This is a genomic window from Pannonibacter sp. Q-1 (assembly GCF_054073275.1).
The window spans coordinates 641,595-660,908 of sequence record NZ_JBSXNB010000001.1; the positions used below are offsets into that span (position 1 = coordinate 641,595).

General features: G+C 63.2%; 18 protein-coding genes. 10 read left to right on the forward strand and 8 right to left on the reverse strand.

Translation table 11 applies throughout. From position 1 onward, the window contains the following. Positions 1-50: 50 nt before the first annotated feature. From dctP to ACVNHC_RS02935, 4 genes are all read right to left on the reverse strand, one after another. The gene (dctP, locus tag ACVNHC_RS02920) at positions 51-1,100 is read right to left on the reverse strand and encodes a TRAP transporter substrate-binding protein (protein WP_058897946.1); all 1,050 of its coding nucleotides are present in this window, start codon (positions 1,098-1,100) and stop codon (positions 51-53) included. A 214-nt stretch (positions 1,101-1,314) separates the two neighbouring features. Then, a complete protein-coding gene (locus ACVNHC_RS02925) occupies positions 1,315-2,652 on the reverse strand; it encodes a TRAP transporter large permease (RefSeq protein WP_186392131.1) in 1,338 nt (445 codons plus the stop codon). Continuing rightward, entirely contained in the window at positions 2,652-3,248 is a 597-nt protein-coding gene (locus ACVNHC_RS02930) for a TRAP transporter small permease subunit (RefSeq protein WP_058897948.1), read from the reverse strand. The genes ACVNHC_RS02925 and ACVNHC_RS02930 overlap by 1 nt, the downstream gene beginning before the upstream one ends. Then, the gene (locus ACVNHC_RS02935) at positions 3,241-4,047 is read right to left on the reverse strand and encodes an N-formylglutamate amidohydrolase (RefSeq protein ID WP_457166388.1); all 807 of its coding nucleotides are present in this window, start codon (positions 4,045-4,047) and stop codon (positions 3,241-3,243) included. The genes ACVNHC_RS02930 and ACVNHC_RS02935 overlap by 8 nt, the downstream gene beginning before the upstream one ends. Before the next feature lie 184 nt (positions 4,048-4,231). On the opposite strand from ACVNHC_RS02935, the gene ACVNHC_RS02940 reads away from it, so the two are divergent. After that, positions 4,232-5,089, forward strand: a complete 858-nt coding sequence (locus ACVNHC_RS02940; RefSeq protein WP_457166389.1) for a MurR/RpiR family transcriptional regulator — start codon at positions 4,232-4,234, stop codon at positions 5,087-5,089. A gap of 320 nt (positions 5,090-5,409) precedes the next feature. On the opposite strand, the gene choV is transcribed toward ACVNHC_RS02940, so the two are convergent. The 3 genes from choV to ACVNHC_RS02955 all read right to left on the reverse strand — a co-directional run bounded on the left by choV (position 5,410) and on the right by ACVNHC_RS02955 (position 8,417). Further along, positions 5,410-6,441, reverse strand: coding sequence for a choline ABC transporter ATP-binding protein (gene choV / locus ACVNHC_RS02945; RefSeq protein WP_122519312.1), 1,032 nt, complete (start codon positions 6,439-6,441; stop codon positions 5,410-5,412). Next, the gene (choW, locus tag ACVNHC_RS02950; protein ID WP_026355441.1) at positions 6,434-7,294 is read right to left on the reverse strand and encodes a choline ABC transporter permease subunit; all 861 of its coding nucleotides are present in this window, start codon (positions 7,292-7,294) and stop codon (positions 6,434-6,436) included. Before choW ends, choV begins: the two co-directional genes overlap by 8 nt. Before the next feature lie 166 nt (positions 7,295-7,460). Further along, the gene (locus ACVNHC_RS02955; protein WP_122519311.1) at positions 7,461-8,417 is read right to left on the reverse strand and encodes a choline ABC transporter substrate-binding protein; all 957 of its coding nucleotides are present in this window, start codon (positions 8,415-8,417) and stop codon (positions 7,461-7,463) included. 242 nt (positions 8,418-8,659) lie between these two features. Between ACVNHC_RS02955 and betI the strand changes: the two genes are divergently transcribed. The 9 genes from betI to ACVNHC_RS03000 all read left to right on the forward strand — a co-directional run bounded on the left by betI (position 8,660) and on the right by ACVNHC_RS03000 (position 17,752). Next, a complete protein-coding gene (gene betI, locus ACVNHC_RS02960; protein ID WP_050472126.1) occupies positions 8,660-9,271 on the forward strand; it encodes a transcriptional regulator BetI in 612 nt (203 codons plus the stop codon). Then, on the forward strand, positions 9,268-10,926 hold the full coding sequence (betA, locus tag ACVNHC_RS02965; protein ID WP_457166390.1) for a choline dehydrogenase: 1,659 nt from the start codon (positions 9,268-9,270) through the stop codon (positions 10,924-10,926). The genes betI and betA overlap by 4 nt, the downstream gene beginning before the upstream one ends. Positions 10,927-10,989: 63 nt before the next feature. After that, positions 10,990-12,453 (forward strand): betaine-aldehyde dehydrogenase, encoded by a 1,464-nt coding sequence (gene betB / locus ACVNHC_RS02970; protein WP_457166391.1) that lies wholly within the window; start codon positions 10,990-10,992, stop codon positions 12,451-12,453. Between the two features lie 553 nt (positions 12,454-13,006). Then, the gene (locus ACVNHC_RS02975; protein ID WP_457166392.1) at positions 13,007-13,519 is read left to right on the forward strand and encodes a GrpB family protein; all 513 of its coding nucleotides are present in this window, start codon (positions 13,007-13,009) and stop codon (positions 13,517-13,519) included. Positions 13,520-13,726: 207 nt separating this feature from the next. Continuing rightward, positions 13,727-14,911, forward strand: coding sequence for an NAD(P)/FAD-dependent oxidoreductase (locus ACVNHC_RS02980; RefSeq protein ID WP_457166393.1), 1,185 nt, complete (start codon positions 13,727-13,729; stop codon positions 14,909-14,911). Positions 14,912-14,987: 76 nt separating this feature from the next. Continuing rightward, entirely contained in the window at positions 14,988-16,049 is a 1,062-nt protein-coding gene (locus tag ACVNHC_RS02985) for a LacI family DNA-binding transcriptional regulator (RefSeq protein ID WP_122519308.1), read from the forward strand. A gap of 94 nt (positions 16,050-16,143) precedes the next feature. Then, positions 16,144-16,602 carry an Rrf2 family transcriptional regulator gene (locus tag ACVNHC_RS02990; RefSeq protein ID WP_082205851.1) on the forward strand — a complete coding sequence of 153 codons (459 nt, stop codon included), beginning with the start codon at positions 16,144-16,146 and terminating at the stop codon, positions 16,600-16,602. A 460-nt stretch (positions 16,603-17,062) separates the two neighbouring features. Then, positions 17,063-17,284, forward strand: a complete 222-nt coding sequence (gene hemP / locus ACVNHC_RS02995) for a hemin uptake protein HemP (protein ID WP_244274454.1) — start codon at positions 17,063-17,065, stop codon at positions 17,282-17,284. A 120-nt stretch (positions 17,285-17,404) separates the two neighbouring features. Then, positions 17,405-17,752, forward strand: coding sequence for a DMT family protein (locus ACVNHC_RS03000; RefSeq protein WP_050472133.1), 348 nt, complete (start codon positions 17,405-17,407; stop codon positions 17,750-17,752). A 298-nt stretch (positions 17,753-18,050) separates the two neighbouring features. Here ACVNHC_RS03000 and ACVNHC_RS03005 read toward each other — a convergent pair whose 3' ends face one another. Beyond that, the gene (locus ACVNHC_RS03005) at positions 18,051-19,256 is read right to left on the reverse strand and encodes an ABC transporter substrate-binding protein (protein WP_050472134.1); all 1,206 of its coding nucleotides are present in this window, start codon (positions 19,254-19,256) and stop codon (positions 18,051-18,053) included. Positions 19,257-19,314 lie beyond the last annotated feature (58 nt).

The window sequence follows — 19,314 nt, forward strand, 5'->3', positions numbered from 1 at the left end:
ATCGCAGGCAGCGGCGCGAAGCTCCGCGCCGCCGCAAGCCTTGCGCCGGATCAGCCGTAACGGTACGGACGGCCAGCCTTGGCCATGGCGGCGTTGTAGGTCTTGATGATCTCGACCACCTTGGCCTTGGTCTCGGACTCGGCGGCAATCTCGTCCCAGAACTTGCCCGCAGCGGCTTCCACCGTGGCCCATTCCTCGTCCGGAATGGAGGTCAGCTGCAGCTTGGTGCCGTTGACGCGCAGGTCCGCCTCGCCGCCCCAGTACCACCACTGACGGTAGAGATGGGAGGAGTCCATGGCGAGCTGCAGCATGATCTTCAGGTGATCCGGCAGCTCGTTCCAGCGGTCCATGTTGGCGAAGAAGTGGCCGATCCAGGCGCCCGAGATGTTGTTGGTGAGGAAGTACTTGGTCACATCCGCCCAGCCGACGGTGTAATCCTCGGTGATGCCGGACCAGGCGATGCCGTCCAGCTCTCCGGTCTGCACCGCCGTCTGAATGTCTTCCCACGGCAGGGTGACCGGCACGACACCGAACTGCGACAGGAAGCGGCCGGCGGTCGGGAAGGTGAAGATGCGCTTGCCCTTGAGATCGGCCAGGGAGTTGATCGGGTCCTTGGTGGCGAAGTGGCACGGGTCCCAGGCACCGGCGGAAATGTGCTTCACGCCGACGCGCGCATATTCCTCTTCCCAGATTTCCTTGAGGCCATACTGGTTGAACAGCACCGGCACATCGAGCGAGTAGCGCGTGGCGAAGGGGAAGTAGCCGCCGAAAACGGTCACTTCGGTGGGCGAGGCCATGGAGTCGTCGTCAGACTGCACCGCATCGATGGTGCCGCGCTGCATGGCGCGGAACAGTTCGGAGGTCGGCACCAACTGGTCGGCGTAGAACAGCTCGATTTCCATCTGGCCGTTGGCCGCCGCATTGAAGGCATCGATGGCCGGCTTGATCACGTGCTCGCCAAGGGCAGGCCCGGCATAGGTCTGCAGGCGCCACTTGATCGGCGCCTGGGCGAGAACCGCCGGAGCGGCCAGCGTGGTGGCGCCTGCTGCAACCGTTGCACCAAGGCCCGCATTCTTCAGGAATTCACGTCTGCTGGTCATGTCTGCTAACTCCCCTGTTGGTCATGATCATGGTGTCCCGGACAGCTGCCTTTGCGGCCTTGTTCTTGCCTGTCCGGCTTCCCCGAAGTGACGGCCTTGCGGATTGCCCCGTGCGCCCGTCCGGTTTCAGTCCTCCCCGTCCGCCTTGCCCCGCGCCAAAAATGCGGGAAAAGCGGATTGCCTTGCCTGCACGCGGGCACCCTGCCCGCGCGCCCTATCCGTAGACCTGCTGCGGCAGCCAGAGCGCCACCTGCGGAAACAGCATGATGATAACGAGCGCCAGGATCATCACCAGAACAAACGGGACGATGGAGGCGTAAATGTCGCTGAGCCTGATCTCCGGCGGCGCCATGGCGCGCATCAGGAACAGGTTGTAGCCGAAGGGCGGCGTCATGTAGGCAATCTGCGTGGTGATCGTGTAGAGCACGCCGTACCAGATCAGCACCTGATCGGGCGGCAGGCCGAGGTCGAGCTTGGCCACCAGCGGCACATAAAGCGGCGCGACGATCACCAGCATGGCCGTGTCATCCAGGAACGTGCCCATGACGAGGAAGGACACCTGCATCAGGATCAGGATGGTCCAGGGGTTGAGCCCCAGTTCCACCGTGAAGAAGCTCTCGATCGCCTTCACCGCCCCGAGCCCGTCGAACACGGCGCCGAAGCCGAGAGCGGCAAGGATGATCCACATGAACATGCAGGAGATCAGCAGCGTCTGGCGCACGCAGGACTGGAAGATCTGCCGCGTCATGCGCCGCTTGACAAGCGCCACGGCAAGCGCCGCAATCGCGCCGATGGCCGAGCTTTCAACAAGGCTGGTCCAGCCCTTGACGAAGGGCACCATCATGACGAGGAAAATGCCGATGGGCAAAAGGCCGGCGGAGAGCAGCCGCAGCTTTTCCCCCATGGGGATGTTGCGCTCTTCCACCGGCAGCGCCGGCCCGAGCCTCGGCTGCAGGGCGCAGCGCACCGCCACATAGAGGATGAACATGGCGGCCATCATCAGCCCCGGCAGGACGCCGGCCAGCCACAACTGGCCAACGGGTGCGCGAGCGATCATGGCATAGAGCACCAGCACCACAGACGGCGGCACGAGGATGCCAAGAGACGATCCGGCCTGAATGACGCCGGTGACCATACGCTTGTCATAGCCGCGCCGCAAAAGCTCCGGCAGGGCGATGGTGGCGCCGATGGCCATGCCCGCGACGGAGAGCCCGTTCATGGCCGAAACCAGCACCATCAGCAGGATCGTGCCTATGGCAAGGCCGCCGCTGACCGGCCCCATCCACACATGGAACATGCGGTAGAGGTCTTCGGCGATCTTCGATTCCGACAGCACATAGCCCATGAAGATGAACATCGGCAGGGTGAGCAGCGGATACCAGGCCATCAGCTTCATGGCCTGCGCGAAGGGAATGTCGTAGGAGCCCGTGCCCCACAGGGCCAGCGAGGCGATGGTGGCAATGCCGCCGATGGCCCCGAAGACGCGCTGCCCGGTGAGGAGCATCAGCATCATCGAGGAGAACATCAGGATGGCGATCATCTCGTAGGACATCAGATTTCCTCCCCACGGATGCGCGCAATATCCTTCAGGAATTCGGAGAAGGCCTGCAGCAGCATGAGCAGGAAACCGAAGCACATGACGAATTTGATCGGCCAGAGTTCAGGCCGCCAGGCGCTGCGGCTGCGCTCCAGAAAGCCCAGCACCTTTCCGGCCGCCTCACTGCCGCCGGTGACATAGGCGTAGATCAGATCACCAAAGAAGTGGAACGGCTGGGTGCCGAAATAGCCGAGCGAATAGGCCGCAGAGCCCATGGCGCCATAGAACAGCACACCGAGATAGAAGATCAGCAGGAACACCGTGAAGGCATCGAACCACGCCTTCTTTTTCAGGGACCAGTCCGCATAGAAAAGATCCATCCGCACGCTGCCGCCCGCCTGCAGGGCATAGGGGCCGCCGAGAATGTAATAGGTGACCATGGCGAACTGCGCCGCTTCCAGTGTCCAGAGCGAGGGCTGGAAGAAGGTCTTGGAGATGGACGACCACAACAGGATCGCCATCAGGATGAAGAGCCCGTACATGACGAGCCGCCCGAGCCCCCGGTTGAAGCCATCCACCCAGCGGATATAGGCAAGGGCCGCTCTAGGCATCGCCGCTCCCCTTGCCGCCGGACAGGCCAATCCGGGCACGGGCGGCCTCCAGAATGCGGGCGAGCCTTGCGCCCCATTCCCGTTCCTGCTCTGCCGTCACCAGCTCGTTGTTGCGCACCTCGATCATGACACAGGCCCGGCCCTGGGATTCTCCATGCCGGTTCACTGTGTAATAGACCCCGTCAGCGGGGGAATAGGGCTCATTGTCGCCTACCGTCAGTCCGCCTTCTGCCTCCAGTTCCCGGATCAGAAAATCGGCCAGCCGCCGGTCTTCCGCAGCGATGATGCCGATTTCCCACGGGCGGCTGACGCCCTTGTAGACCGGGGTGTAGGTGTGCACCGAAACAACGATGCTGGCCTGTCCGCGTGCATCCCGTTCTGCGAGCACGGCTTCCGCCGCCGCATGGAACGGGGCATGCGCCAGCGCGATGCGCTTCTGCTTTTCTTCGTCCGTCAGATTTTCGTTGCCGGGAATGCGGGTCGTCTCGCTGACGGCCGGGATCAGGTCATGGGCATCATGCTGACGGTTGCAGTCGATGATGAGACGCGACACCAGCGGATAGATCAGCGGCGCATCCATGAGCCGCGCCATCTCGCGGGCGGTGCCCAGTGCACCGGGGTCCCAGGCGATATGCGCAACACGGGCTTCCGCGCTGAGGCCAAGGTCGCCATACTCCGGCGGAATCACGTTGGAGGCGTGATCGACAAGCAGGACAAAATCGCTCTGCCCCTGGCGGTTCTCGATGGAAATGGCCGCACCTGTGCCGTGCTCCGGCTGCGGCTCTCCTGCCTGCCCCATAGCTGCTCCCGATACCTCTGGCGGCCGGATCTGCGCTTGTATTTTTTGTTACAGATTTGCGAAGTCCGGCTGTCTGTGTATGATTTGATACACAGTTTGAAGCCGTGTCAAACACAAAACGAAGGCACCTGCCCAACATGTGCCACCTGCCTTCTCAAGCGGCAGACAGAACCGGGAACAGCCCATGGAACGCGCACTGACCGAGGAAATCCGGGAGCGGCTGGACGAGTTCACCACCACCGAACGGCGGGCGGCGGTGGCGCTTCTGGCCAATTATCCGATGCTGGGTCTGGAGACGGTCGCCCAGTTCGCGGAAGCTGCCGGTGTCAGTTCCCCGACAATCCTGCGTTTTGTCGCAAGGCTTGGCTTTCCCGGCTTTGCCGATTTTCAGAAGCGGCTGCGCGCGGAGCTTGAGAACCAGCTGAAGTCACCCCTTGCCCGCGACCCGGCGCTGCCGGAAGCAGGCTCGGGCTGCGGCAATGCCTTTGCCGACAAGCTGGTCGAGAACCTGCGCGAGACATTCCTGCATCTGCCGCAAAAGGACATCGAAGCCTTCGTCCGGCTGCTCGCCGACGAAAAACGGACGGTTCACATCATCGGCGGGCGCTTCACCGATGCGCTCGCCCGTTACATGGCCGCGCATCTGCGCATCGTGCGCCCCGGCGTGCAGCATGTGGCCGGGCAGCAGGGCAACTGGCTGGACCAGCTGATCGGCATGGGACCGAAGGATGTGCTGGTCGTCTTCGACATCCGCCGCTATCAGGCCGAAATCATCCGCTTTGCCGAGGCTGCCGCGCGGCAAGGGGTGACCGTGGGGCTGATCACCGACAGCTGGATGTCTCCAATCGCCCGCATTGCCGCCCATGTGCTGCCTGCGCGCGTTGCAGTTCCCTCGCCGTGGGATTCCTCCACCGCCCTGATGGCCATCGCCGAGGCCTTGATTGCCGGTGTGACGCAGGAAAACTGGGCCCGCAGCGAGCAGCGCATGAAAGCCCTCGAAGCCCTCCGCCACGCCCGCGACCCGGAGCGTCCGGCGGATTGAGACGATTGTCGCGGAGGAGACCTTTCCCCTGCACTATCCGTATCCGTCATGCCATTGCCCTGACAATGGCATCCATGCCGTGCCCTCACCGTAGGTCACGGCCGCGAGAGGACTGGAAGAAGGACTGCGATCTGGTCATTCGAGCAAGGCGTTTCAGCCCCCCTCCCCCTCGTGGGGAGGGGGGCGGAGGCGTCCAGCCAGAAAGCAAGGGCATCAGTGCGGGCAATGTCCGGACCTGATGCGTCAACCTAACAGCTCTAACCTATGCTATCCGTCATGCCACTGCTCTGACACTCGCATCCCAGCAGAGGCGCCTCCCCTCATCCCATTGCCGCCAGCAGTTCCCCCTCGCGGATGAGCCCGGCGGGGACGCCGCCGTCGAGCACGACGACAGGGCCTGCCGACTGGCGCTTGAGGGCGATGACTTCGCGCAAGGGCGTGGCAAGGTCGCAGCGGGAACAGTCGTCTGCGGCAGCGGCCTGCGCCTCCACCGGCACCATCACATCCTGCGCGCGCAGCACGTTGAGCGGGTTCATGTGGGCGACGAAATCCGCCACATAGGGCGTTGCCGGAGAGCGGACGATCTCCTGTGGCGTGCCGAGCTGGATGATCCGCCCGCCTTCCATGATGGCAATGCGCGAGCCGATCTTGGCCGCTTCATCGAGGTCATGGCTGACGAAGATGATGGTGCGGTGAAGCTTGCTCTGCAGCTCCAGAAGCTCATCCTGCAGCCGGTCGCGGATCAGCGGGTCCAGTGCCGAGAAAGGTTCGTCCATCAGCAGGATCGGCGCATCGGTGGCAAAGGCGCGGGCAAGGCCGACGCGCTGCTGCATGCCGCCGGACAGCTCGTGCACCTGCTTGCCGCCAACGCCTGCAAGGCCGACCAGCTCCAGCTGCTCGGCCACCTTGCGCCGCCGCTCGGCCACCGGCATGCCTGCGACCTCAAGCCCGAAGCCGACATTCTCCGCCACCGTGCGCCAGGGCAGCAGGGCGAATTGCTGGAACACCATGGCCACCCGGCTGCGGCGCAACCGGCGCAGGCGCTCCGGGCCGCAGGTGGCCGGATTGACCAGCCCGTCCTCATCCCGCACCAGCGCCTCGCCCCGGATGACCGGGTTGAGCCCGTTGACGGCGCGCAGCAGCGTGGACTTGCCCGACCCGGACAGGCCCATCAGCACGATCACCTCGCCCGGCATGATGTCGAACGTGGCACCGGCAACGCCCAGCGTCTGGCCGGTTTCTTTCTGGATTTCGGTGCGGGTGCGGCCCGCATCGATCAGCGGCAGGGCGGATTTCGGATCCGAGCCGAAGACGATATCCACATTGCGGAAGGAAACGGCAGCTTCAGTCATTCGCGCCTCCCTTGCGGGTCTTGCCCGAACGGCCCTTGAAGAAACGGTCAAGCACGATGGCAACCAGAACGATGGCCACACCCACCTCGAAGCCCATGGCGATGTTGACCGAATTGAGTGCCCGCAGCGTCGGCACGCCGAGGCCGTTGGCCCCCACCAGCGCGGCAATCACCACCATCGACAGGGACAGCATGATTGTCTGCGTCAGTCCGGCCATGATCTGCGGCAGGGCATAGGGAAGCTCCACCTTCCACAGAAGCTGCCAGCGGGTGGTGCCGAAGGCCTCGCCCGCCTCGATCAACTGCGTGGGCGTCGAGGACACACCCAGCTGCGTCAGGCGGATCGGTGCAGGCAGCGCGAAGATCACCGTGGCAATCAGGCCCGGCACCATGCCGAGGCCGAAGAGAATGAGCGCGGGAATGAGATAGACGAAGGTCGGGATCGTCTGCATCAGATCCAGCACCGGCTGGAGGAAGGCATAGAAGCGCGGATTATGCGCAGCCACGACACCAATCGGCACGCCAACAGCCATGCAGATTGCAGTCGAGCCAAGCACCAGCGCCAGCGTATCCATCGTGGCCGTCCAGTAGCCCTGATTGATGATCAGCAGCAGCGAGCCCAGCACAAGCAGCGGGAAGCCGATGTTGCGGCGGACCACATAGGCCAGAACGGTCACGACTGCGACGACCGTCAGCGGATGCGGCGTCTTCAGCACCCACAGCAGGCTGCCGATAAAGGCTTCGATTGTGTAGGAAATGGCATCAAAGACCATGTAGGCATTGGTGGTCAGCCAGTCGACCACCGATCTTGCCCAGGGGCCTATGGGAAGCTTGTGGCTGGTCAGCCACTCCACCGCCTGGGCTGGCCATGAACCGGCAGCCTGTGCAGCGGTGGCTAGAGAGAGACCGGGAAAAGACAATATGCACCCCCTTCCGGCCGGGGCGGGGCGCCCGGCCGATCTCGTGGTATCCTGCAGGGAGCCGGCCACAGGGCCAGCTCACCGGAGTGTACGGGTGGGTTCAGAGGCCGAGGGCCTGCTTCACAGCCGGAATGGCTTCACCGCCGTCGCGGGTGGTCACGCCCTCAAGCCAGCCTTCGAAGCTGGCCGGATTGGCCTTGAGCCATTCGGCGGCCGCCTTGGCGGGATCGGCGTTGTCGTTCAGGATCGCGCCCATGATCTTGTTTTCCATCTCGAGGGTGAATTCGAGATTGGTCAGCAGCTTGCCCACATTGGCACATTCGGCAACATAGCCCTGGCGCACATTGGTGTAGACGGTGGCGCCGCCATAATCGGGGCCGAACACGTCATCGCCGCCATCCAGATAGGCGATTTCGAAACTGGAATTCATCGGGTGCGGCGCCCAGCCGAGGAAAACCACATCCTGCTTCCGGCTGGTGGCCCGGGCGACCTGCGCCAGCATGCCCTGCTCGGAGCTTTCCACCACCTCGAAATCCTTCAGGCCGAACTCATCCTGGTCGATCATGCCGATGATGAGACGGTTTCCGTCGTTTCCAGGCTCGATGCCGTAGATTTTGCCGTTCAGACTGTCCTTGAACTTGGCAATGTCGGCAAAGCTCTTGAGGCCCTTGTCGTAGGTGTATTGCGGCACGGCGAGCGTGTATTTGGCGCCTTCCAGATTGGCGCGGACCGTCTCGACCGACCCATCCTCACGGTAGGGCGCGATGTCCGCCTCCATGGTGGGCATCCAGTTGCCCAGGAAGACGTCGATGTCCTTGTTCTTGAGCGAGGCGTAGGTGACCGGGACGGAGAGGATCTTGATATCCGTCTCATAGCCCAGCCCCTGAAGAAGCGTGGTGGTGACGGCGGTTGTCGCGGTGATGTCGGTCCAGCCCACATCCGAGAACCGCACCATCTTGCAGCTTTCAGGTTCCAGCGCCAGGGCGCTGCCCGTCAAGGTCATGGCAAGGGCAAAACCCGCTGCCGGCCCGGCGATGAAAGTGGATATACGCTTCATCCGGTTCTTTCTCCTGCTTTCGCGTTGACGCCCTGTAATAACAGGACTCGTCCCCGGTGTTCACGCCCAAATGAACCCGGCAGGACCCCTTATGCAATGGGGAACCTTTTCTACGACCGTCTTTGCGGTGCGGTTTGCCCCTCTGGATTTTGCTAATGAAACATTTTGCCGCAGGCTTGGCAAGTTTTGATTGATTGATCGATCAATTAAAAATATCCATAGGGTGAGGAAAGGAGTGCCTGATGCCGAAAATCGGGATGGAAGCGGAACGCCGCCGCACCCTTATCGAAGCAACCGTGGATGCGATTCACGAGACAGGCTTCTGCGACGTGACGATTGCGCAGATCGCCCGGCGCGCCGGTGTGTCCGGCGGTCTGGCGCACCACTATTTTGGCTCGAAGGATCAATTGCTTGCGGCCACCATGCGGCACCTGCTGCATGAGCTGGGTCAGGGCATCCGCGCGCGGCTTGCCGCAGCCTCCACCCCGCGCGAGCGGATTTCGGCGATCATCGCCGGGAACTTCGATCCCGAGCAGTTCCGCGAGGCGGTGATTGCGGCCTGGCTGTCCTTCTATGCGCAGGCCCAGACGGCCGAATCCAATCAGCGCCTGCTGCGCATCTATGCCGCGCGCCTCACCTCCAACCTGACCTTCAGCCTCAAGGCCTTCCTGCCGGAAAAGGATGCGGCCGAGGTCGCCGAAGGTACTGCATCCATGATCGACGGCGTGTGGATCCGTCAGGCCCTGAGCCGGAAATCGCCGGACCGGGAAGCCGCCATCCGAATGGTAGAGGACTATGTGGAAGCGCAGATCCGCATGCGCAAATCCGGAGCCGGGAACGAGGTGCAGCCATGAGCGGATATGACTTCATCATCGTGGGGGCCGGCTCTGCGGGCTGTGCCATGGCCGCGCGCCTGTCGGAAGATCCTGCAAACCGCGTGCTGGTGCTGGAGTTCGGCGGCACGGATGCCGGGCCCTTCATCCAGATGCCTGCCGCCCTCTCCTATCCCATGAACATGCGCCGCTATGACTGGGGCTTTGCCAGCGAGCCGGAGCCGCATCTGGGCGGGCGGGTGCTGGCGACCCCACGCGGCAAGGTGATCGGCGGCTCGTCCTCCATCAACGGCATGGTCTATGTGCGCGGCCACGCGCGGGACTTCGACACCTGGGAGGACATGGGCGCCAGCGGCTGGGGCTACCGGCATGTGCTGCCCTATTTCCAGCGGATGGAGAATGCCAAGGCCGGTGACGAGAGCTGGCGCGGGCGCAGCGGCCCGCTGCATGTGCAGCGCGGACCCAAGCACAATCCGCTGTTCAATGCCTTCATCGAAGCCGGGCGGCAGGCCGGTTACGAGACCACCGCCGACTACAATGGCGAGAAGCAGGAAGGCTTCGGCGACATGGAGATGACCGTTTACAAGGGTCAGCGCTGGTCCGCCGCCAATGCCTATCTGAAGCCCGCCCTCAAGCGCGGCAATGTGGAGCTGATCACCGGTGCCCTCGTGCGCCGCGTCATCATCGAAAACGGCCGCGCCACCGGCGTTGAGTATCAGCGCGGCAGCGGCGCGCCGCAGGTGGCCCATGCCCGGCGCGAAGTGATCATCTCCGCCTCGTCGATCAACTCGCCCAAGCTGCTGATGCACTCCGGCATCGGCCCGGCGCAGCACCTGAAGGACAACGGCATCGAAGTTGTGGCGGACCGGCCCGGCGTTGGCGCCAACCTGCAGGACCATCTGGAGCTTTACCTGCAGCAGGCCTGCACCCAGCCGATCACGCTCTACAAGCACTGGAACCTTGTCTCCAAGGCCCTGATCGGGGCGCAGTGGCTGTTCACCGGCACGGGGCTTGGCGCTTCCAACCAGTTCGAGGCCTGCGCCTTCATCCGCTCGAAGGCCGGCATCGACTATCCGGACATCCAGTTCCACTTCATCCCCTTTGCCGTGCGCTATGACGGCAAGGCAGCGGCGGAGGGGCACGGGTTCCAGGCCCATGTCGGGCCGATGCGCTCCAAGTCCCGTGGCGAAGTGCGGCTCAGAAGCGGTGATCCGCTGGACAAGCCGTCGATCCGCTTCAACTACATGTCCCATGCCGATGACTGGGCCGATTTCCGCGCCTGCATCCGCCTGACCCGGGAGATCTTCGGGCAGGAGGCTTTCACACCCTTCCGGGGCAAGGAAATCCAGCCCGGCAGCCATCTGCAGAGCGATGATGAGCTGGACGGCTTCATCCGCGAACATGCGGAAAGCGCCTATCACCCCTGCGGCACCTGCCGCATGGGGGCCAAGGACGATCCCATGGCCGTGGTGGACCCGGAATGCCGGGTGATCGGCGTCGAGGGCTTGCGGGTGGCGGACAGTTCCATCTTCCCGCAGGTGACCAACGGCAATCTCAACGCCCCCTCGATCATGGTGGGCGAGAAGGCCTCGGACCATATCCTCGGCCGCACGCCCCTGCCCGCCTCCAATCAGGAGCCGTGGATCCATCCGGACTGGCAAAACAGCCAGCGTTGAGCCAAAAGACCGAACAGGAGCGTGCCCGCAGTGGCACCCAGTCAACAGAACGGAACGAAGCCCATGCGCGCGCAACCCGCAGCTTCCCACTATATCGGCGGCGCCTATGTGGAGAGCCCCGAAGGCCCCGCATTCGACAGCATCTACCCGGCCACCGGCGAAGTGATCGCCCGGCTGCATGGCGCCGGTGACGCGACCATCGAAGCCGCCATTGCCGCAGCCCGCGAGGGGCAGAAGCTCTGGGCGGCAACGCCTGCCCCGGAACGCGGCCGGGTGCTGCGCCGGGCAGCGGAGATCCTGCGGGCGCGCAACCGGGAGCTGAGCGAGCTTGAAACGCTGGACACCGGCAAGCCCTTGCAGGAAACGCTCATCGCCGATGCGGCTTCCGGCGCCGACTGCCTTGAATATTTCGGCAATCTCGCTGCCACGCTGACCGGCGAGCACATCGATCTGGGCGGCTCCTTCGCCTACACCCGGCGCGAGCCGCTGGGCATCTGCGTTGGCATCGGCGCCTGGAACTATCCGATCCAGATCGCCTGCTGGAAGGCCGCCCCTGCCCTTGCCTGCGGCAATGCCATGATCTTCAAGCCCTCCGAAGTGACGCCGCTCTCCGCCCTGAAGCTGGCTGAAGCGCTCACCGAAGCTGGCGTTCCCGCCGGTGTCTTCAATGTGGTGCAGGGCGCGGGCGATGTGGGGGCAAAGCTTGTCTCCCATCCGGCTGTCGCCAAGGTCTCCGTCACCGGCTCCGTGCCGACGGGCCGCAAGGTCGCGGGCCTTGCGGGGGCGAACCTCAAACATCTGACGCTGGAACTGGGCGGCAAGTCGCCGCTGATCCTGTTCGATGATTCAGATCTCGAAAGCGCCGTCTCGGCGGCAATCAACGCCAATTTCTATTCCACCGGACAGATCTGCTCCAACGGCACCCGCGTCTTCGTGCAAAAGGGCCTGAAGGAAGCCTTCCTGAAGCGCCTTGCGGAGCGCGCCGCCAATGCGGTGATGGGTGGCCCGCTGGACGAGGCCGTCAACCTCGGCCCGCTCGTGTCAAAGGCGCAGTATGACAAGGTGCTGGGCTACATGAAGCTGGGCCAGGACGAAGGCGCAAGGCTCGTCTGCGGCGGCAAGGCGGCGCAGGTGCCGCAGTTCCCGCAAGGGCTGTTCGTGGAGCCGACTGTCTTTGCCGATGTTAAGGACAGCATGCGCATTGCCCGCGAGGAAATCTTCGGCCCGGTGATGTGCGTGCTCGATTTCGAAACGGAAGATGAAGTCATCACCCGCGCCAACGCCACCGAATTCGGCCTCGGCGCCGGCGTCTTCACCCGCGACATCCAGCGCGCCCACCGGGTCATCGGCCAGCTTCAGGCCGGCACCTGCTGGATCAACACCTACAACCTCACCCCCATCCAGATGCCCTTCGGCGGCTTCAAATCCTCCGGCATCGGCCGCGAAAACGGCCACGCCGCCATTGCCCACTACAGCCAGATCAAGAGCGTCTACGTGGAAATGGGACGGACCGAGGCGGCTTATTGAGGGGGGGACAGGGCAGGGATTAGTCCGGCTAGCCCGTCAGGCACCAACTCCTATCCCCCTTCAAGGGGCTACTGCATGCACACATCGTGCTTTGAGCGGGAGAGGGTGTGCAGACAGCCAGCAGTCTGGTTATTCCGGCACGGCGTTTCAGCCCCCCTCCCCCTCGTGGGGAGGGGTTAGGGGTGGGGGGAAAGGCCTCTCCGTCTGCCAGAGTATCCATTGGTTCCGGACAGCCGTTCGTCTTGATGCCGCTCCAGGCATCTATCTGTCTTTCATATAGTTTTCGGCTCAGAGCCCCCCACCCCTCACCCCTCCCCACCAGGGGGAGGGGGGCGGCAGGCGTCCTCCCGAAAAGCAAACGCCTCATTGCGGGTAGTTTCCGGACCTGAAATGTGAATCCGGTAGCCTCAAGGCGGAGGGGGACGGGAGCGGAGAGGCCGTGCCACAATGGGGCAAGATGCAAGGCGTTTATGACGGCAATTACCGGCCTCAAGGACGACATGGACCAAGTGAATCGGTTAACGTCAGGTGTTCCGATACTGGCGGTACATTCATGCCCACCCTAGTCGAAATCTGCGCTTACGATCAAAAATGGCCGAGTGATTTCACCGCCGCTGAAGTCCTTTTGAGGACGAGGCTGGCAAAATATGTTGTTTCCATCGACCACATCGGCAGCACTTCCGTGCCAGGTTTGGCCGCGAAACCGGTTATTGATATCAACATCACTGTGTCGAGTTTGGATGACATTCCTTGTGCGAGCGCGGAGCTGATAAAAATCGGCTTTGAGCCTCGTGGAAACCGGTACGATGACGATATGTGGGCCTTCCTGTGGAAGCAGCGCACGCCCCAGATCAGAGCCTATCTTTGCCCGCCCTCAAACCGGACTCACGAGCGCAGGATACTATTCCGGGACTATCTGCGGCAGCATGACGAGGCGGCTGCCGCATATGCTGCTTTGAAACGCCGGCTTGCAGATCAATTTCCGTACGACGGCGACCGGTACACGTCAGAAAAGAGCGCGTTCATCTCGGAGATCGTAGAACGGGCCCTGATGGATGGGGCATGACAGGTGCTGCCAACCGCAGCCCTTGCACATTTACCCGGCCGGATAATTCCACGTGACGTTTTTGCTGCATTTGGTGCGTTAGCGCCGGGCGGCGGTGCGTAGCCATTTCGAAGGTGTGAGCCTGCATCACGAATTGAGGGTCCGGGAGACATCTACGGTATCATCCCCCCGCTAGCCGTCCCACCGGCAAAGTCCTATAAGCACGGCATGACCGATATTGATGTTCTTGTTCTCGGCGCCGGGGCGGCCGGGTTGATGTGTGCGATTGAGGCGGGAAAGCGGGGGCTTTCCGTGCTGGTGATCGACCATGCCAAACGCCCGGCGGAGAAGATCCGCATTTCCGGCGGCGGGCGGTGCAATTTCACCAACCTGCACACCACGCCGGCCAATTTCCTGTCGCAGAACCCGCGCTTCTGCGTTTCGGCGCTGAAACGCTATACGCCGCAGCATTTTCTGAAGCTGGTGGAGGCGCACCGCATTCCCTGGCATGAGAAGACGCTGGGCCAGCTGTTCTGCGACAACGCCGCCATGGACATCATCCACATGCTGCTGCGCGAGGCGGAGGCGGCGGGGGTGAAGCTGTGGATGGAGACGTCCTTCACCGCCGTCAGCAAGCCGGATTACCGGTTTTCCGTTGCCACCTCCCGCGGCGCCCTGCGCGCCCGGGCGCTGGTGGTGGCGACCGGCGGGCCGTCGATCCCGAAGATGGGCGCCACCGGCATCGGCTACGAGATTGCAAAACAGTTTGGCCTTGCCGTCGTTCCGCCCCGTCCGGCGCTGGTGCCGCTGACCTTTTCGGACGACAACAAGATCCTCTGCACCAAGCTTGCAGGCGTCTCGGTGGATGCGGTCGTCAGCTTCGGCAAGACGCGTTTCCGCGAAGGCCTGCTCTTCACGCACCGGGGGCTTTCCGGCCCGTCGGTCCTGCAGATCTCGTCCTACTGGCGCGAGGGCCAGCCGATTACCGTCGACCTGCTGCCGCAGACCGATGTGTTTGCCGCGCTGAAGGCGGGCAAGACCAGCCATGGCAAGCAGGATGTGCGCACCGCGCTCGCCGGACTTTTGCCCAAGCGGCTGGCGGAAGAGCTGAGCGCCGCCCATGGCTTTGGCGGACGGCTGGCCGATCAGCCCGACAAGGTGCTGCAGAAGACGGGCAGCGCCATCAACAGCTGGCAGCTGCTGCCTGCAGGCACCGAAGGCTACCGCACGGCGGAGGTGACATTGGGTGGCGTGGACACCACCGCCCTCTCCTCCCGCTCCATGGAGGCCAATGATGTGCCGGGGCTCTATTTCATCGGCGAGGTGGTGGATGTGACCGGCCACCTCGGCGGCTTCAATTTCCAGTGGGCCTGGGCCTCGGGCCATGCGGCAGGACAGGCTGTGCTCGGCTGAAAGCAGCACTTGCTGCATTGCACAAAATTGCTGACAAGCCCGACGCGGCGGCTATAGTCGGGGCAGCTGGGGAGTGATGATGCAGCGTGTGACCATTCATGATGTGGCGGCGCGGGCCGGAGTGAGCCTTGCCACCGTCGACAGGGTGCTGAACGGCAGGCCGGGTGTGCGGGCCGCAACGGTTGAGCGGGTTGAAACGGCCGTGCGGGACCTGGGCTATACGCCTGATGTCCATGCCGCCAACCTGGCCAAACGCCGCCGCTACCGGCTGCATTTCCTCATCCCCCAGAGCACCAACGCCTTCATGGAAGATCTGAAGCGGGAGGCGGAACAGGTGGCGCTGCGTGTTGCGGGCGAGCGGGTGGTGATGACCATCACCCCCATCGATGCCTTCGACAGCCATTCGGTCGCCGGAACGCTGGCCGTGCTCGACAAGAGCATCTGCGACGGGGTGGCCGTGGTTGCACCCAGCTCACCGGAGGTGCGTGCCGCCATCGACCGGCTGGCCATGCGGGACGTGCCTGTGGTCACCCTCATCTCCGATCATCCGGCCTCGGCGCGCGCGCATTTTGCCGGCATCGACAATGTGGCAGCGGGGCGCTCTGCCGGGCAGCTGCTCGCCCGGTTCATTGCCGGCAACCGCCCCGGCTCCACGGCCAAGGTCGGCTTCATTGCCGGCTCGCTGGGCCTGCGCGACCATGCGGAGCGCCACGGCAGCTGCCTTGAGGTGCTGGAAGAGCTTCAGCCCGGATTGCAGGCGCTGAAGGTGCGCGAAGGCCGCGATGACAATGAGCGCACCCGCGACATCACCCTGCGGCTGCTGGATGAGCATCCGGACCTCGAAGGGCTCTACAATGCGGGCGGCGGCAACCGGGGTGTCATTTCGGCGCTGGAGGAACGCGGCGTGGCGCGGCAGGTAACCTTCATCGCCCATGAACTGACGCCATACACCCGCCGGGCGCTGCTCGACGGCACCATTGATGCGCTGATCGCCCAGAACCCCGGCCACGAGATCCGCAGCGCAGTCCGGGTGCTGAAGGCGCTGATTGACGGCACACCGGTGATCGCGGAACAGGAGCGGATCGGCATCGACATCTTTTTGCCGGGTAATCTGCCCCCGGAAGACGCAAAAACCTGACGTATCGGCAACAAGTCCGTAAGCCGCAGAATTCTGCGATCCTTACGCGTTTACCCCATTGACGGTTGCCCCTCTTGAGGACATATTAAAACCTATGCGTCTTACTCAACAAACCAACTATGCCGTTCGCACGCTGATGTACTGCGCAGCGAACCCGGACCGTCCCAGCAAGGTGGCAGAGATTGCCGCCAGCTTCGGCATGTCCGAAACGCACCTGTTCAAGATCATGAAGATCCTGGTGGATGCGGACCTCATCAAGACCCTTCGCGGCCGCAATGGCGGGATCGTTCTGGCGAGACCCGCCGACCAGATCACGCTGGGCGAGGTTGTGCGGGTTGCCGAAGAATCCTTCTATCTGGCGGAATGCTTCAACTCCGGCCGGAAGGATTGCCCGATCCTGACGACCTGCGGCTTCAACGGCGTGCTGCACGAAGCGCTGGAGGCCTTCATGGACGTGCTGGACAGCAAGACCATCGAAGACATCTCCGAGAACCGCACGGATCTGCGCCAGCTGCTGAACATCGGCGAAATCTCTCTCGCCGCCGCCAGCTGACCGGTTCCCCGCGACGGCAGGCCGCAAGGCGATTGCATTGAGACGCCGGTCCTGACAGGTCCGGCGTTTTTTCTTGGACAGCAACGGTCAGGCGCTCACGCGGCGGCAACCGAGGATTGCGCTCAGGTGACTGGCTGTTGCGGAAAATCTGTTCGGGGAAATCTGTTCGGGGAGAGATCGCCTCAAAGGGCAGAATCGGGCCCGCAGGCCTCCCCGCTTGAAGCGGGGAACGCCGGGCTGGCTTGCTGTCTGAGGGAGAGGAGAAAACAGCTGGCTTGCCAGGCATTTTGACTGAAGGTCAGCCTCCTGAGGGCATGTGGTTCGAAGGACGCGATTTCCGAAGCACCGCCGCTCAGGCCTTGTCTTGATAGCTTATTATGAGTATTACAGTCAAGTTAAATGTTGCGGGTGCACCGCACATTGGAACTTGTCCAAACTGTTGAGCTGTCGAGGTAATTTCATGCGCCACGTTCCCCCCTCCCACGCCGTGCCCAGCCAGAACAGCCTGCGCCAGGAAAAGCTGAGCCTTCCGGGCATGCGCAAGAGCGCTGCGGCAGACCATAACGGCATGCTGGACAGCACCTCCCTGTTCAAGGGCTCGCGCGAAGTGCGCATCCGGCACAATGACGAGACCTACCGGCTGACGATCACCAAGCTCGGCAAACTGATTCTGACAAAATGACGCAGGGAGGGGTCACGAAGGCCTTGCGCGCGCCGCAAACTGCGCGCAAGTGAAGGCGTCTGGTCACGCGGCAGGAATCATGCCCGGCCAGCGCCTTTTCTTGCCGGAGTGCATCCTGACATGGCTTCCCTTCCCGTTCCGCTGGTGACCATCGGTCTCCTGCTGGCCTCCAACATCTTCATGACTTTCGCCTGGTATGGCCATCTGAAGTTCAAGAGCACCGCGCTCTGGATCGTCATCATGGTCAGCTGGGGCATCGCCTTTTTCGAATATTGCCTGCAGGTTCCTGCCAACCGTATCGGCTACGGCTATTTCAATGCTGCCGAACTGAAGACCATTCAGGAAGTCCTGACGCTGACGGTCTTCGTGCTCTTCTCCGTTTTCTATCTGGGCGAGCCGCTGCGCTTCAATCACCTGATCGGCTTCTCGCTGATCGCCGTTGGCGCTGGCTTCATCTTCCGCGGCTGATCACCACCGCATCCAAACGAAAACCAGCAGTCGTCAAAAACGCAGCCATAGCCTTTCCGTCGTCATCCCGGACGCAGCGAAGCGGAGATCCGGGACCGGTGAGCCACGGTCTTGCGGCTCTAGCTCTTGGGACAACCAACTTACACCCCGGCTCACCGGTCCCGGCTCGCGCTACGCTTGGCCGGGATGACGACGGAGAGTGAACAGATCTTCAAACGAAAACCGGCAGCCTTTGGGGCCGCCGGTCTCGCATGATCGCATGTGCCGGGTACCGGCCCGCAACGGGGCCGGAACCATGTCACTTCATTTCGGTCAGGACTTCGAAGCCGTTGGCGCCGACCTTGAACAGGGAGTAAGCGCCCGGAACGTCGCCGGCCTCGTCGAAGGAGTGCTCGCCTGCAGCGCCCTGATAGTCGATGGCCTTGCCTTCGGCGATCAGAGCCTTGGCCTTCGCCCACTCGCCCGGCAGGATCGGCTCGCCGCCTTCAGCACCGGCCACCTGACGGATGGCAGCTGCCACCTTGGTCTTGTCGCCGCCTGCCTTTTCGATGGCCAGAGCCATCAGGAAGGCCGCGTCATAGGAGGTGGTGACGAAGATCGCATCCGGATCGCCGCCCTTGGCCTTGAAGGCCGCATTGAAGGCTTCGAGGGCTGCGGACTGCTCGCCGACCGGAGAAGAAGCCACGAAGGTGGTGAGGTTGTCTGCACCCAGCTCGCGGATCGGAGCGTCGGACTTCATGCCGTCACCGCCGACGAACTTCTCAAAGAAGCCGTTCTCCAGCGCTTCGCGCAGCATGGTCAGGCCGCTGCCATCACCATAGTCGAAGATGACGAGCGTGTCGGCACCGCCCTTGGCGAGTTCAGCGAGGTTCGAGCGGTACGAGGCGCGCTCGCCTTCATGGGCGGCAAAACCGGCGATCTCTCCGCCGATCTCTTCGTATTCAGCCTTGAAGGCATTGGCGAGGCCGGAGCCATAGTCATTGTTGAGGTAGGCGACAGCCACCTTGCCATAGCCCTGCTCCTTCAGGGTACGGGCAAGAGCACGGCCCTGGAAGTCGTCGGACGGCACGGTGCGGAACACGGTGTCATTGTCCTTCAGGCTGGTGATTTCCGGCGAGGTGCCCGACGGGGTGATCAGCGCGATGCCGGCCGGGATGGTGACCGAGTTGGCAGCGGCAATCACGGCGCCCGAGCAATGCGGGCCGACGATGCCGACAACGCCGTCGATGTTCACGGCCTTGGTGGCGGCGTCCGTGCCGTTCTGCGGGTTGCAGGCGCTGTCGCCGATGACCGGCACGAGCTTTTCACCGGCCAGAATGCCGCCCTGCTCGTTCACTTCGGCAATCGCCATCTGGGCCGAATCAATCATGGCCGGAGCCATGGCTGCAATCGGGCCGGAAATGCCGCCGAGCAGGCCAATCTTCACATCTGCCTTGGCCGGAACGCTGGCCAGAGCAGTCGCGGCCAGGAGCGAACCTGCCAGAGCGAGAAGCTTATGCGTCATTTCATTACCTCCACAAAGCGGGGGCTTTTGCCCCTCATTGCAAACTTCAGTCCCGCGG